Annotated in this window: 17 protein-coding genes and 2 tRNA genes; 9 read left to right on the forward strand and 10 right to left on the reverse strand. The window is 42.2% G+C overall.

Annotated features, from left to right (window positions below):
* The 9 genes from ABYB02_RS08250 to ABYB02_RS08290 form a co-directional block, all read right to left on the reverse strand.
* Positions 1-1,043: M1 family aminopeptidase (locus ABYB02_RS08250; protein ID WP_372761991.1), on the reverse strand; the 1,043-nt coding region annotated here is incomplete at its 3' end.
* Positions 1,044-1,090: 47 nt separating this feature from the next.
* Positions 1,091-2,575, reverse strand: coding sequence for a Na+/H+ antiporter NhaC (gene nhaC / locus ABYB02_RS08255; RefSeq protein WP_372761992.1), 1,485 nt, complete (start codon positions 2,573-2,575; stop codon positions 1,091-1,093).
* A gap of 161 nt (positions 2,576-2,736) precedes the next feature.
* The gene (gene prc, locus ABYB02_RS08260) at positions 2,737-4,761 is read right to left on the reverse strand and encodes a carboxy terminal-processing peptidase (RefSeq protein ID WP_372761993.1); all 2,025 of its coding nucleotides are present in this window, start codon (positions 4,759-4,761) and stop codon (positions 2,737-2,739) included.
* Positions 4,762-4,787: 26 nt separating this feature from the next.
* Positions 4,788-5,435, reverse strand: coding sequence for an RNA chaperone ProQ (gene proQ / locus ABYB02_RS08265; RefSeq protein WP_372761994.1), 648 nt, complete (start codon positions 5,433-5,435; stop codon positions 4,788-4,790).
* Positions 5,436-5,450: 15 nt separating this feature from the next.
* Positions 5,451-5,729, reverse strand: coding sequence for a hypothetical protein (locus tag ABYB02_RS08270; RefSeq protein WP_372761995.1), 279 nt, complete (start codon positions 5,727-5,729; stop codon positions 5,451-5,453).
* A complete protein-coding gene (locus ABYB02_RS08275) occupies positions 5,729-6,187 on the reverse strand; it encodes a GAF domain-containing protein (RefSeq protein WP_372761996.1) in 459 nt (152 codons plus the stop codon). The genes ABYB02_RS08270 and ABYB02_RS08275 overlap by 1 nt, the downstream gene beginning before the upstream one ends.
* Before the next feature lie 128 nt (positions 6,188-6,315).
* The gene (locus tag ABYB02_RS08280) at positions 6,316-6,696 is read right to left on the reverse strand and encodes a hypothetical protein (protein WP_372761997.1); all 381 of its coding nucleotides are present in this window, start codon (positions 6,694-6,696) and stop codon (positions 6,316-6,318) included.
* Positions 6,697-6,842: 146 nt separating this feature from the next.
* Positions 6,843-6,933, reverse strand: a tRNA-Ser gene (locus ABYB02_RS08285).
* 80 nt (positions 6,934-7,013) lie between these two features.
* A tRNA-Ser gene (locus ABYB02_RS08290) sits at positions 7,014-7,104 on the reverse strand.
* Between the two features lie 251 nt (positions 7,105-7,355).
* Here ABYB02_RS08290 and ABYB02_RS08295 point away from each other — a divergent pair.
* Genes ABYB02_RS08295 through ABYB02_RS08320 form a run of 6 tightly spaced genes read left to right on the forward strand, consistent with a single transcriptional unit; the run spans position 7,356 to position 10,043 of the window.
* Complete coding sequence (locus ABYB02_RS08295; protein ID WP_372761998.1) at positions 7,356-8,021, forward strand: Bax inhibitor-1/YccA family protein; 666 nt, start codon at positions 7,356-7,358, stop codon at positions 8,019-8,021.
* A gap of 54 nt (positions 8,022-8,075) precedes the next feature.
* Positions 8,076-8,429 carry a sulfurtransferase complex subunit TusD gene (gene tusD, locus ABYB02_RS08300; protein ID WP_372761999.1) on the forward strand — a complete coding sequence of 118 codons (354 nt, stop codon included), beginning with the start codon at positions 8,076-8,078 and terminating at the stop codon, positions 8,427-8,429.
* The gene (gene tusC, locus ABYB02_RS08305; protein ID WP_372762000.1) at positions 8,426-8,782 is read left to right on the forward strand and encodes a sulfurtransferase complex subunit TusC; all 357 of its coding nucleotides are present in this window, start codon (positions 8,426-8,428) and stop codon (positions 8,780-8,782) included. The genes tusD and tusC overlap by 4 nt, the downstream gene beginning before the upstream one ends.
* Entirely contained in the window at positions 8,779-9,045 is a 267-nt protein-coding gene (locus tag ABYB02_RS08310) for a DsrH/TusB family sulfur relay protein (protein WP_372762001.1), read from the forward strand. The genes tusC and ABYB02_RS08310 overlap by 4 nt, the downstream gene beginning before the upstream one ends.
* 3 nt (positions 9,046-9,048) lie before the next feature.
* Positions 9,049-9,378 (forward strand): TusE/DsrC/DsvC family sulfur relay protein, encoded by a 330-nt coding sequence (locus ABYB02_RS08315; RefSeq protein ID WP_372762002.1) that lies wholly within the window; start codon positions 9,049-9,051, stop codon positions 9,376-9,378.
* The gene (locus ABYB02_RS08320) at positions 9,378-10,043 is read left to right on the forward strand and encodes a pseudouridine synthase (RefSeq protein ID WP_372762003.1); all 666 of its coding nucleotides are present in this window, start codon (positions 9,378-9,380) and stop codon (positions 10,041-10,043) included. Before ABYB02_RS08315 ends, ABYB02_RS08320 begins: the two co-directional genes overlap by 1 nt.
* Positions 10,044-10,081: 38 nt before the next feature.
* Here the strand turns inward: ABYB02_RS08320 and ABYB02_RS08325 are convergent, their stop codons facing one another.
* Positions 10,082-11,350: a diguanylate cyclase gene (locus ABYB02_RS08325; protein ID WP_372762007.1), complete on the reverse strand. Its 1,269-nt coding sequence runs from the start codon at positions 11,348-11,350 to the stop codon at positions 10,082-10,084.
* A gap of 306 nt (positions 11,351-11,656) precedes the next feature.
* Here ABYB02_RS08325 and mnmA point away from each other — a divergent pair, with 306 nt between their 5' ends.
* From mnmA to purB, 3 genes are read left to right on the forward strand one after another with little or no spacing between them, the layout of a single operon-like run.
* Positions 11,657-12,757 (forward strand): tRNA 2-thiouridine(34) synthase MnmA, encoded by a 1,101-nt coding sequence (mnmA, locus tag ABYB02_RS08330; protein WP_372762004.1) that lies wholly within the window; start codon positions 11,657-11,659, stop codon positions 12,755-12,757.
* Positions 12,757-13,359, forward strand: a complete 603-nt coding sequence (hflD, locus tag ABYB02_RS08335; protein ID WP_372762005.1) for a high frequency lysogenization protein HflD — start codon at positions 12,757-12,759, stop codon at positions 13,357-13,359. Before mnmA ends, hflD begins: the two co-directional genes overlap by 1 nt.
* A gap of 31 nt (positions 13,360-13,390) precedes the next feature.
* Complete coding sequence (purB, locus tag ABYB02_RS08340) at positions 13,391-14,761, forward strand: adenylosuccinate lyase (RefSeq protein WP_372762006.1); 1,371 nt, start codon at positions 13,391-13,393, stop codon at positions 14,759-14,761.
* Positions 14,762-14,906: the final 145 nt, after the last annotated feature.

Consider the following 14,906-nt stretch of genomic DNA (forward strand, 5'->3'; position numbering starts at 1 on the left):
ACTTTAACCGCATCAATTCGATTTAACGCACGCGAGCCTAAATCGCTACTGAATTCTTGATCTCTAAATACCGTTAAGCCTTCTTTTAACGACAATTGAAACCAATCTCGACAGGTTACGCGGTTACCGGTCCAGTTATGAAAATACTCATGACCGACAATCGACTCTATGGTGTGATAATCTTTATCGGTCGCCGTCTGTTGATTCGCCAGCACACACTTGCTGTTAAAAATATTAAGCCCTTTATTTTCCATGGCACCCATGTTGAAAAAATCAACGGCAACAATCATATAAATATCAAGGTCATACTCTAAATTAAAGCGTTCTTCATCCCACTGCATGGCTTTTTTTAATGAGGTCATGGCATGCGGCGTTTTCGATAAATTGCCTTTATCAACGAATAAAGCTAACTCAACGTGTCTGCCACTTTGAGTGGTGTAACTGTCGTTTAACACATCAAAGTCACCGGCGACCAAAGCAAATAAATAACTGGGCTTTTTAAACGGATCTTGCCATTTAGCAAAGTGACGACCATCGGCTGTTTCGCCCTTGTCTACTTGATTGCCATTAGAGAGTAGTTGCGGGTAGTGCTTATCGGCAATAATGGTGACATCAAAGGTGGATAACACATCGGGACGGTCCATATAATAGGTTATTTTTCGAAACCCTTGTGCCTCACACTGAGTACAATAAGCCCCGCCCGATAGATAAAGCCCTTCTAAAGAGGTATTGGTTTGCGGTGCAATATCGGTGACTATTTGCAGCTGACAGCTATGTGGCAGGTTATTAATAATCAGCTGCTCGCCAACAATCTCATAATCGCTGAAATCCTGATTATCAACCGTTAAAGACACTAATGTTAAATCAACACCATCGAGCACCAACGGCGTATTCGCAGTGTCGCAACGCTGCAGCGTTAATATTGACGTCACGCGGGTCGCTAACGGCTGTAAATCAAAAGTGAGGTCGGTGTGGGCAATGCTAAAGTTAGGGGCTTGATAGTCTTTTAAATACTGAGCTTGTGGTTTGTTTAAGGCAGTCATACACACTCCAAAAAAGCCCCTTTTACGCGTAAAAGGGGCTGTTTAAATTAGGCCGATTGCTTCGGTTTTATACGTAAGATTTTGATCCCTAGATAAGCATAAATTACCGCTAATACTGGGTTGATTAAGTTAAAGAAGGCATAAAGCGCATAATCGAATGGATTAATAAGCAGCACGCTTTGCATATACGCACCACAGGTATTCCACGGTATCAACGGGCTGGTTATGGTACCGCCATCTTCCAAGGTACGTGATAAGTTTACTGGCTTTAAGCCACGCTTTTTAAACTCTTCTTTAAACATTCGCCCAGGCACAACAATAGCAATATATTGATCGGCTGCAATGATATTAGTACCAATACAGGTGGCAATGGTTGAGGCTATTAATGAGCCGGTGCTTTTAGCTACCTTGAGAATACTTTTTACAAATACATTGAGTAAACCGGTTTTTTCCATGATAGCACCAAACATGAGTGCCGTCATAACCAGCCAAGTGGTGGTCAACATACCCGACATACCACCGCCACTAAGCAGTGCATCCATGTTGTCATCTTGCGTACTGATACTAAAACCATCAAAAAAGGTGGTCCAAATCAACTTAAAATAACCCACTAATTCGCCTTGGCTTACATCAATTTGACTGGCAATCAGATCGGATTGGAATAACACCGCCCACACCGCGCCTAATACTGCACCAATCGATATCGCCGGAAATGCCGGCATTTTACGAATAGCTAACACCAGCAAAACAAATAGCGGCACTAACATCTCTAAACCGATATTAAAGTTTTGCTGTAAAATAAGCGTGATCTCATCAAGGCGGCCCACTTCACTGGTCGCGGTGGCATTAAAGCCCATAAAGATAAAGATGATTAACGCAATCACAAAGCTCGGCACTGTGGTCCATAACATATGTTGAATATGCTCAAATAAATCAGCACCTGCAACCGCAGGGGCTAAGTTGGTGGTTTCTGATAATGGACTCAGTTTGTCACCAAAATAAGCACCCGATATAACCGCGCCCGCTGTTACCGTTTGGTCTAGGCCTAAACCGGTTGCCACGCCCAGCAAGGCAACACCAATGGTGGCTGCAGTGGTCCAGGAACTGCCGATACTCATCGCAACAATGCCACATATTAAGCAGCTAGCCGCATAAAACCAACTTGGGTTTATGATTTGTAAACCGTAATAAATTAGCGTTGGTACAGTACCCGAAAGTAACCATGTACCTATTAACGCACCAACCATTAATAAGATTAAAATTGCACTAAGCGATAAAGTGATCCCCTCTATCATGGCATTTTCAAGCTTTTTCCAGGTATAACCATTTTTTAAACCAATCAATGCAGCCGCAAACGTGGCAAACAGTAAAGCAATTTGATTGGGGCCAGATGATGAATTATCACCAAATAAATAAACTGCAGCACCTAATAAACAAATTAACACTGTGATCGGAATAAGAGCATCAAAAAATGAGGCGGGCTTGAGTGGTTTTTCTGCTAGTGACTTCAAGATAGGATCTCCTCCACACATTCATTGCGTGGTTATTTTTTATTGTTAGCATATACAGCACATTAATTAGGCTACATCGCATCGGCTAAACTTTATGTAATGGTCGATTATAACAATTTCATATATTATAGGTAGAAAAAAAAGGCGCATAGGCGCCTTTTTTTCACGTTATTAAGCGTTGCTTAATTTTTAGCTACGCGGCCGTAGTTAATATAATCTTGCGTAATTAAGGCAGCTTCTTCTAAAAATGGGTCGAGCTTTTCGATCACCTCAGGCACATCATCTAGGTTTTCAATTGGCTTTTCACCCAAACGAACTAAACGCTGATTGGTGCGCAGTAACGCGCGCGCTTCATTTTCGTCTTTTTCTTTAATACGCTCTGCTTCAACTAATGAAATTGTTTTACGATCTTTTTCTTCGTTATAACGTGCTATATCTTCAAACACATAGTTAAACTCAGGCTCAGATTTAATGCGCTGCTTATGTTGCTTAGCTAAATGTTGAATAATGGTACTCAGGTTACCTAACTCTTTATACCTAGCGCGACTAATACTATCCCACGGCAACGCATTATCTTGTTTGCTCTCCCCCCACTCAGCGGGATCGATTGCTGATGGAAATGAAATATCGGGGATCACCCCTTTATGTTGTGTGCTGCCACCGTTGATACGATAAAACTTCGCTATGGTGTATTGCACACTGCCTAGTGGGTTATCGTATAGATCATAAGCACGACCCAAGCCCTTATGTTGTTGCACAGTCCCCTTACCAAAGGTTTGCTCACCAATCACAATACCACGGCCATAATCTTGAATTGCAGCGGCAAATATCTCCGATGCCGATGCACTGTAACGATCCACTAATACAGTGAGCGGCCCATCGTAATAAGTCACACCATCGCGGTCTTTTTGCTCTTCTATACGATTGTTAAGGGTATGAATTTGCACCACGGGGCCTTGGTCAAAAAACAAGCCCGACAATTGCGTCGCTTCATACAAAGATCCTCCGCCGTTTTGGCGTAAATCGATGATGATACCCTCTACTTTTTGCTCTTTTAATTTCGCCAACTCAACTTTTACATCTTGCGATAAATTATTGTAAAAGCCAGGAATTTCAATCACACCTATTTTGCTGGTTAGATCAGAATAGCTCGCTGTAAACACTTCTGATTTCGCTGCTCGGTCTTCTAAGCGAATTTTATCACGAACTATTTCAACTTCTTTTGGTGTACCGTGCGCATCAGCGCCTTTTAGATACTGCAGGCGGACCTTAGTGCCTTTAGGGCCTTTAATTAAGTCAACTACGTCATCTAAACGCCAGCCTATAACATCAACAAAGTCTTTACCTTCTTGCGCCACCCCAATAATACGGTCATCTGCTTTAATTTGTTGTGACTTATCGGCAGGTCCGCCAGGGACTAAGCTGCGGATCACCGTATAATCTTCATCGGGAGTGAGTACCGCGCCAATCCCTTCCAGCTCTAAGTCCATGTCCATTTTAAATTGTTCAGCGCGACGTGGAGATAGGTACGAGGTATGCGCCTCAATACTGCGTGCTAAAGAATTCATCACAATTTGAAACGCATCTTCGGAATTTGATTGCACTAAGCGCTTTTGCACATTTTTATAGCGTTTAGTGAGCACCTCTTTAATGCCAGCCCAATCTTTGCCGGTCATTTTTAGGCGTAGTGCGTCGTATTTTACTCGCTCTCGCCAAATTTCATCTAACTCAGCTTGCGTAGTAGGCCAAGCAGCCTCTTCGCGATCAAAGTAATATTCATCGGGTTTATCAAACGTCATCTCATTTTCAAGTAATGACAACGAGTAATCATAACGTTCAAAACGACGTTTCAGGCTTAAGTTAAAAATATCAAACGTAAAGCCTAATTTACCGGTAATCAATGCGTTATCAAAGTCAGTGCGGTATTGCTCAAACGCAGCAATATCACTGGCTAAAAATACACTTTTGTTAAAATCAAGGGATTCGATATAACGATCAAACACTTTACTAGCAAGCTCATCGTTAAATCGAACCGGTGTGTAATGTGAGCGAGTAAATAAGTTAACCACCCGTTTGCTGGCCGTTGCATGTTGACTCTCTTGCTTAAGCACCGGTAAGTCCTTTAACGTTACAGCTTCAACAGCAGCAAATAATGATCCTGAAAACAGGGCAGCAACTAACGGAATGAGCGTAAACTTTTTACTCATACACAACTCCTTAATTTTATTTCAGCTTAAACTATGTATAAGCTGTCAGCTTTGGTTTTAACTTGCATACCTGTCACTAACTCAACATGAACGTCATCTTTGTTCACTTCAGTGATTACTGCATTAACAAGTGCTTGGCCAAGTTTAACCTTAACCTTATTGTTAACCTTGACCTCTGTTGCTGGTAAAGGTTCAATTTTTCCTGAACGCTTAGCTGGGGCTGCTTTAGCTGATTTATCGGCAGCAGTGTTTTTCTCGCCACCTTTCGCTGTGTGTGGCGCTTTCTTTTTAAACGATTTAGCATCTGAGTCTTGACGCGGACGCTGTTGCTTTTTACGTTTTGCCATTTTAGCACGGCTTTCTTCCAACGCTTTTTGCGCATGGTCGATGTGCTCTTGCTCAACTTTTTCAGCTTGATTGCCATCAAGATCGATACGAAACTCTGACTTTGTCACCGCTTCTAAATAACGCCAGTTTGATGTGTACTTTCTAAGTGCTTGGCGCACTTGAGTCTTACTGACTTTTTCAGACCCTTCAATACGCTCAGCAATATCTTTAAAGATACCGACTTTAAGCGGTTTGATACCGTCCTTTTGTTTAAAACAGTGTGGGAATTCTTGATATAAAAATTCCAATACTTCGTTCATATCTTTTAGCTTGTTTGTGGTTTCCATTTTAGAACCTATGTTTCACATCTTTTCATCAAGGGACGAATCAACATGGTGAATAACCCAGTCAATTAACTCTTCGAAGTCGGCTTCAATTACGGCCATATCGCCACGAAGGTGTTCCCAAATACCATTAATTATTTCATCGATTAATTCACATTCAGTATCATCTGGAAGACGATCCCATGCAATATGAATTAAATCATTGAGCGTTTCCGCTACATGTTCTTCATCGCCTTCCCAATCACCAACATCTTGCACGGCGAATAGGTAGTCTTGAACATTTAGCAAGTCTTTCATTACAGGCTTGCCTCTAAGCATTTAACTAATGCTTCAAGACCCGCTTGATCATCAGTATCAAAGCGGCCAATACTTGGGCTATCAATATCTAATACCGCAAATACTGCACCGTTTTTTATGATGGGTACAACTATTTCAGAGTTTGACGCCGCATCGCAGGCTATGTGCCCGTCAAAAGCGTGAACATCTGCAATTAATTGTGTTTGCTTAGTCGCCGCTGCAGTCCCACATACGCCTTTCCCAACAGGAATTCGAATACAAGCAGGATTACCTTGAAACGGACCAAGCACTAATTCGGTTGGCGAATCCATAAAATAAAAGCCCGCCCAATTTACGTCCTCTAAGGAGGTAAATAACAGCGCGCTTATATTTGCCATATTAGCAATTACATTCGATTCACCGGCTATCAGCGATTCAGTTTGCTTAACTAATGACTGATAAAAATCGTGCTTTTGCATACCAAACTACTTCTTATTAAACATACAGTAGCTAAAGGTACTCTTTGTCGTGAAAAATTGAAACCTTTTACGGCTAAAAAAACGGAAATTGCACGCTTTTTCAGCATGCTTGGTTAATAAATCTGCGATTATTTTTTTGCTGTTTTGCGCAGCCCAAATAAAAACAGTGCAGCAGCAAATCCTGACATCACACTATTGATCAAAAAAATCTCGCCGGTGGTCGCACTCAGTAAGTAACTAAAAATAGCGCCGCCGACTAAACCCAGCGTCAGCACGCCCGAATAATTAACCTTAGCGTACTTAAACATCAGTAAATAGCCGGGCACCACAAACGCGGCCATAGTTAAGCCCACAATATGGGCATTCGCAATTGCAGTCATTAGCAGCTGGGTAAATATTGACAAAAAATCGCCTTGCAATGCCAAGGCATAATAGACCCCCAGCGCACTGCCAATAATAACAGGAGAAAGTAATGATAGGCCGACACTTTTTGCAAGTTGATGCTTCATTGTAAATTCCTTAACTATTCAAACAAAAGGACCAATACAGTAAGCATGCACGAACTATAGACGCTAAGAAATAGAGACTATGGTCGTAATATGTTTGGATTACAGGCACAAAAAAGCCCGCTGATTAAGCGGGCTGTTTTGTTATATGGTGGAGAGATAGGGATTTGAACCCTAGATGGGCTATAAACCCATGCCGGTTTTCAAGACCGGTGCATTCGACCACTCTGCCATCTCTCCAATACTTCGTAAGTTAAAAACCAATGGCTATTTTTAACTTATTGATTAACAGTAACAACGACTATTAATTATAAATTAGGTGGTGGAGAGATAGGGATTTGAACCCTAGATAGGCTACAAACCTATGCCGGTTTTCAAGACCGGTGCATTCGACCACTCTGCCATCTCTCCGCACGGTCTGCATAATAGGGAAAGCGATGGCCTTTGTGAAGCATTATTTTAAAAAAATCGTTCAAGTGATTAAAAAACAACTAAATTGTTTATTGTTACAGCAATTTTATCGTTGCACGGCAAAAAATGAACTTTTATTAAAATATTTCGGTCTATTGATCTACAAAGGTTTGCCCAAACATATAAGAGTTGTTAATCTAATTTTAGTTAAATTATCGGAACTACTACGTTTCAATTACAGGAGCTCTACAATGGCGTTTAATCATTCGTACAATACCGCAAAACCGGTAATGTCGACCATTGAAACAAACAAGGTGCTTAAAAACACTTATTTTTTACTAGCCATGACACTCGCCTTTAGCGCAGTAACGGCCGGTATTTCAATGGCATTACAATTACCTTACTTTATGGGACTGGTGTTCACACTGATTTCATTTGGCTTATTATTTGTTGTTCACAAAAAAGCTGACTCAGCGGCCGGTGTATTTTGGGTGTTCGCGTTCACAGGATTAATGGGCGCCGGTTTAGGCCCAATGCTGAACCACTACGCCGCAATGCCTAATGGCCCCATGCTAATAATGCAAGCGCTAGGCTCAACGGCACTGATCTTTTTTGGTTTATCGGCTTATGCGCTTAACACTAAAAAAGACTTCTCATTTATGGGCGGCTTTTTAACCGTTGGTCTACTGGTTGTTATTGTAGCCAGCATAGTGAATATATTTTTAGGTAGCTCACTAATGTTTATGGTGCTGAATGCTGCAGTAGTATTAATTATGTCTGGGTTAATTTTATTTGACACCAGCCGCATCATTAATGGTGGCGAAACTAATTATATTCGCGCTACTGTGTCACTTTACTTAAGTGTTTATAACTTATTTACCTCATTACTTGCACTCCTGGGCGCAAATAATGACTAATTAAAAAGTTCTGTTAAAATAGCCCCTTAATTGGGGCTTTTTTTTGGAATTATTTTGCCACGCTTTGTACTTTCTTTACATACTCCACCCTCGGATCACGACACCACGCAGCGCTTGGTCAACTTTGCGCAAGCGTGCCTTGCTCAAGGACATAGCATAGAGGCTATTTTTTTATACCAACACGGTGTCTACCATGCATCCAGTGACTTTGCGCTTGCCAGCGACGAATTACAACCCGCTGCCCTTTGGCAGCAATTAGCCGATCAAAATATCAATTTAATGCTGTGTGTCACGGCCGCTGAAAAACGCGGTGTGAATATTAGCAACACCGGTGTGTTTAACGTGGCTGGGCTGGCGGAATTTGCCATGCTGGCCAGTAGTGCCGATAAATGGGTGCAATTTAAATGATTAATGTTTTAGTAATGAGCCAACACAGCCCGTTTGATGACATGTATATTCGTGATGCGCTCGACATGGCGTTAATTTTTGCCGCTGTAGAACAAAATATAAGCTGGCTGTTTAGTGGCCCTGCAGTGCTTACGTTAAAAAAGCAGCAACAGCCCAACCTGGTTGGTATTAAAGATTTTTATAAAAATATTAAAATGCTCGAAATTTACGATGTTGAAAATATCTATGTGTGTGAAAAGTCGTTGCTCGATTATGGCCTCAGTAAACACGATTTACTGATCCCCGCTAAGGCGCTTAATTTTGATCAGCAGCAAACGTTAATTGCAGCCCAACAGCAGGTGGTTAACTTATGAGTACCTTACATATTTTTTCTAAGCCACTGAGCTACTACAATGCCAACCAATTAGAAAATTTGATCCAATTATCCGATACGCTGCTGTTGGTTGGTGATGCCTGTTTTGCCGCCGATCAATATCGTCAATTTACTGACAGCGTCTACCTATTGGAACCCGATGCCACTGCACGCGCAATACAAGTAAACAGCCAGGATACGCTGATCAGCTACGCTGAATTTGTCGCGCTGTGTCTTTCAACAAAACAATCCATTAGCTGGTAATTTATGCTTGAATTTAACAACCAACAGATTGCAACAGATAAACAAGGCTACTTACTCGATCATACTCTGTGGTCAAAAGAGCTAGCACCTATCATTGCCGCACAAGAAAACATTACCCTGAGTGAACAACATTGGGAAGTGATCCACTTCGTACGCAATTTTTATCTTGAGTACAACACCAGCCCCGCTATTAGAATGCTGGTCAAAGCGATGGCCAAAGCACTGGGCGAAGATAAAGGTAACAGTATTTATTTATATAAATTATTTCCAAAAGGCCCTGCTAAGCAAGCCACAAAAATTGCCGGCCTACCTAAACCCGCAAGGTGCATTTAATGAACAACAAGCCAGCTGCTTCTAAACGTAATACTGGGCGTAGTTATTCTCGTGGCAAAATTAACAATTCCGCAGCAGTAAAAAGAGTGGTGAAACCCGCCTTAGCCGCTAAAGATGTAAAAGTGGTGTTATTTAACAAGCCATTTGACGTGCTCTGCCAATTTACCGATGATGCTAATAGAGCCACGCTCGCTGACTATATTCCCATTAAAGAGGTGTATGCAGCCGGTCGGCTTGACAGAGATAGCGAAGGCTTATTATTACTCACCAATTGCGGTAAATTGCAACACACCTTAACCGCCCCAAGCAAAAAGACCACTAAAACCTATTGGGTACAAGTGGAAGGCGTGCCAAGTAATGACGCACTGGCAGCGCTGTCAAACGGGGTTGAACTGAAAGACGGCTTAACCCTGCCCGCTAAAGTCACTGTAATGGCAGAACCGGTTGTATGGCCGCGTACCCCACCGGTGCGTGAGCGCAAAAGCATTGCCACGACTTGGTTGAGTATCACTATTAGTGAAGGGCGCAACAGACAAGTAAGGCGCATGACCGCACATATTGGCCACCCCACTTTACGCTTGATCAGGTACAGTATTGGTAAATACACCCTCGACGGCATTAACAATGGGCAATACAGTGTGCTCACGGGTACACAAGCGCGCTAAATTATTGTGTCGTATTAACTAAAAAATACCGCTGTAAATTATTCAGCACTAAGCGCGATACAGTTACGCCCTTGTTTTTTAGCATAATACAGCGCGTTATCGGCAGCATGAACAAATGCCATATAATCATCACATTGCTCTGGTGTTATGGTGTTAATGCCCATGCTGATTGATAAGTAGCCAGTAAAGCTGTCGATGTGCTCAATAGCGAGCTTTTCAATCGCTTTTTGAATTTGTTCTGCAACAAACAATGCCCCTTCTTCATTGGTTTGTGGTAATAACACCACAAACTCTTCGCCGCCATAACGTGCCACAAAGTCTTCTGGCCGGCTGACTGTTTCTGCAAGCTTTTGCGCGACGTTGTACAAACATTCATCCCCTGCTATGTGTCCGTAGCGGTCATTAAATTGTTTGAAATTATCGATATCAATTAAAATCAGTGATAGTGGACTTTGTGTCGTGCTGACCTTTGCAAACTCGCTAGCAATTTTTTCATCAAAACGACGCCGGTTGGCTATTTTAGTTAACGAATCTAAAAACGCCATTTCGCTTAACAACTCGTGTGCCTTCACCCGCTCAGTGGCATCATTAAACACCACCAAAAACTCTTTACCGATACTGATCCCTGAAACTTGCATCATCACCTGCGCGCCATTTTTACAGGTTATTTGATAATCGTGTGCGGGAATATCACCATTATTATTTTGTGCAGTGATAAGTGACTGCCGCCATAATTCTTGCGCCGCTGCTCTTTGTGCTGCATCCGGATAAGCTTTTATCCACCAATCGGCTACATTCGGGGTCTCATTAATGGTGTAACCAAACACGTCAATATAGCGCTGATTAACTTTTAATATATCCCCAGTTTCAATGCACACATTACAAATTGGCATTGGCAGCACAGTAAACAATTTGGCGTAATGACTCAGCTCATGGTTGCGCATTGGGTGGTGAGTATGGGCAATTAAATAGTCTTGCTGCGGATCATTGTGTTGCTCCAGCAATTTCGCGTTCATCGTCGCGACAAAATGCCACTCCCGCCACCAACTTTCGAGGCATGCTAAAATAGCGTGTTCACTTTGATTGTCTTGATGCAAAGACTGTTTGGTCAGTTTAAAAAGCGCGGCAATAGGGTGTGGCTCTTGGTAATCAAATGGTGCAGTAATTGTAATGAGTTCATCAAATAGGTAGTACGCGGTTTCTTTAAAATCACTCCACGGGTTATTGAGTGACTCGTCTATATCTGCTTGCTTTGCGCTGTCAATAATGAAAGATTTTACTCTATTCACATAAGAAGCATAATTGATATATTCATTCCATTGAGTATAGTAATAATAACATCGACACCGAGTGCTCAGCGTAAATATAGCACTCTAGCACATAATAAAGCTATAATTTATCCCCCCCTAACGCAACAATACCGTGTTTAAATAACATCTTGTCATTGCTGCACTCGGCAAAAATCGTTAAATCAATTTAACGATATAGTAAAAATAATCACAAATGCAGCGCATTAGCGCTTAGCCCCTTTTAGCGCCAGCAAAATACATGCTATAATCGCGGCCTTTCCAAGATGTTATTAATAACAGTAATCTGTAGAAGCGAAATTATTCATGAGCGAAAATAGTCACATTAAAGTCATCGTAGGTATGTCCGGCGGTGTTGATTCTTCTGTATCTGCGTACTTGTTAAAACAACAAGGGTACCAGGTTGAAGGCCTGTTTATGAAAAACTGGGAAGAAGACGATAACGATGAATATTGCGCAGCGGCTGACGATTTAAAAGACGCGCAAGCTGTATGCGATAAACTCGGCATTGAACTTCATACCGTTAATTTTGCTGCAGAATACTGGGATAACGTGTTTGAGTACTTTTTAGCTGAGTACAAAGCAGGTCGCACGCCTAATCCTGATATCATGTGTAATAAAGAAATAAAGTTTAAAGCCTTTTTAGAATTTGCTGCGCAAGCACTTGGCGCCGACTTTATTGCCACCGGTCATTATGTACGTCGCGAACTACGCGATGATAAGTACGTGATGTGCCGCGGCCTTGATGACAATAAAGACCAAAGTTACTTTTTATATACCCTGAGCCACGAACATATCGCGCAAACGTTATTTCCGGTGGGCGATATAGCCAAGCCCGAAGTACGCCGCATTGCCGAAGAGCAAGACTTAATCACCCATGATAAAAAAGACAGTACCGGCATTTGCTTTATTGGTGAGCGTAAATTTAAAGACTTTTTACAAAAGTTTTTACCCGCACAACCGGGTGTTATAGAAGACACCGACGGTAACAACGTGGGTGAGCACGAAGGCTTAATGTACCACACCCTTGGGCAACGAAAAGGGTTACTTATTGGTGGTATGAAAGAAGGCTCCGGCGAGCCTTGGTATGTGGTTGATAAAGATATTGCGCGTAATGTGTTGGTTGTTGGCCAAGGCAAAGATCACCCGCGTTTATACAGTAATGGCCTAAACGCGAATCAACTGCATTGGGTCGACCGCGTGGGTCCAAAAGGCACAACCCGCTGCACAGTGAAAACCCGTTACCGCCAAGAAGACTTAGATTGTACACTGCTTGTCGGTGAAGACGGCATGGCGCGCGTGTTATTTGATCAACCGCAAAAAGCCGTGACCCCAGGTCAATCAGCGGTCTTTTATGCCGGCGATGTCTGTTTAGGTGGCGGTATTATTGATTCGGTGATCAAGTAATGAATGAGCACCAAGTAATGGCGCTTGCGGCTATGTGTTTAGCCGCCAAGCAAGTGCAAAAAGTAGCGCAGTACGGCAACATTAACGACAGCGACTTTGAGATTTTACTCGCTAGCATTATTCAAACCTCACCGGCGTCTCCTGAAGATGTTTATCAAGGTACCCATAACCTACGTGATGGTTATAAAACCTTGTTAAACCAGCTGACTGCAGGCGCGCAAAAAGACGTTGAAATTGTAAAGTATGTGGGTGGCTTAATGCAGCTTGAGCGTGCACTCAATGCTAATGACAAAAGCTTAACCGAATTAGGAAAACGTATCGATGATATTCATCGTCGTTTAGACCATTTTGCTATTACCGACGAGAGCGTTGTTGCCGGTTTAGCAGATATATACTCGTCGGTGCTAAGCCCCCTTGGGCACCGAATTCAGGTTTATGGTAAACCCGAGTTATTAAAACAGCAGCTCACGCAGAATAAAATCCGGGCATTGTTACTCGCCGGTATTCGCAGTGCAGTTTTATGGCGACAAATGGGCGGTAAACGCCGTCATTTTTTCTTTGCAAAAAGAAAAATCATCGCCATTGCTAAAGCAAAAATTTAATTATCGTTCAAACTAAAATTTAGGAGTTATTATGGAGCTTTCAGCGTTAACGGCTATCTCTCCGGTTGATGGTCGCTACGGCAGCAAAACCACTGAACTACGCAGTATTTTCAGCGAATTCGGCTTAATCAAATACCGCGTCATTGTTGAGGTGCGTTGGTTGCAAGCGTTAGCTGCAGCAAGCGATATTAAAGAAGTCCCTGCCTTTAGCGACGACGCTAACGCATTACTGAATGCCATTGTTGATAACTTCAGCGAAGCAGATGCACAGCGTGTTAAAGACATCGAGCGCACCACTAACCACGATGTGAAAGCGGTTGAGTACCTACTTAAAGAAAAAGTAGCTGATAACGCCGAATTACACGCAATCAACGAATTTATTCATTTTGCTTGTACCTCAGAAGACATAAACAACCTATCACATGGTTTAATGCTAAATGAAGCACGTAACGAGGTATTATTACCTTATTGCGATCAACTACTCAGTGCTATCAAAGAAAAAGCCATTGAGTACAAAGCCATTCCAATGATGACGCGTACCCACGGACAACCGGCCACACCATCAACTATGGGTAAAGAGTTTGCCAACGTATACATGCGTTTGAAGCGTCAACGTGACCAAATTGCCCAAGTTGAAATGCTTGGTAAAGTGAACGGCGCTGTGGGTAACTACAATGCGCACCTGAGCGCTTACCCTGATTATGACTGGCACACTCATGCCGACAAGTTTGTAACCAGCCTAGGGTTAACGTTAAACCCATTTACCACACAAATTGAACCGCATGATTACATTGCTGAGCTATTTGATGCCATTGCGCGTTTTAACACTATCTTGTTAGATTTTGACCGCGACATGTGGGGTTACATTGCGCTTAATCACTTTAAGCAAAAAACCATTGCTGGTGAAATTGGCTCATCGACTATGCCACATAAAGTGAACCCGATTGATTTTGAAAACTCAGAAGGTAACTTAGGTTTAGCCAACGCTATTTTTGGCCATTTAGCACAAAAACTGCCGGTTTCTCGTTGGCAACGTGACCTTACTGACTCAACGGTACTGCGTAACCTAGGTGTTGGTATGGGTTATACGTTGATTGCATACCAATCTACGCTTAAAGGGGTTAGCAAGTTAGAAGTAAACGAGCAACGCTTATTAGAAGAGTTAGATCAAAACTGGGAGCTGCTAGCAGAGCCTATTCAAACAGTAATGCGTAAATACGGCATTGAAAAGCCATACGAAAAGCTAAAAGATTTAACTCGTGGTAAACGTGTAAATCAACAAATTATGGCTGACTTCATCGATGGCTTAGAGCTGCCTGAAGACGCTAAAGTTGCAATGAAAAAACTCACACCGGCTAACTATATTGGCCGTGCTGTAGAGTTTATTGACGACTTAGTGTAACCATAGTTCGTCGCCATGAAAAAGCGAAAGGTTCATCCCCTTTCGCTTTTTTTGTCTTTAAAAATTACAGGGCAAAGCTATGTACCAATTAACAATAAATGATTTATCAGAGCAACAGTTTTTAACTCAATTTTGGCAAAAGAAG

Origin of the sequence: Pseudoalteromonas sp., assembly GCF_041613455.1 — a bacterium.
In the GTDB taxonomy this organism is placed as follows: Bacteria; Pseudomonadota; Gammaproteobacteria; order Enterobacterales; family Alteromonadaceae; genus Pseudoalteromonas.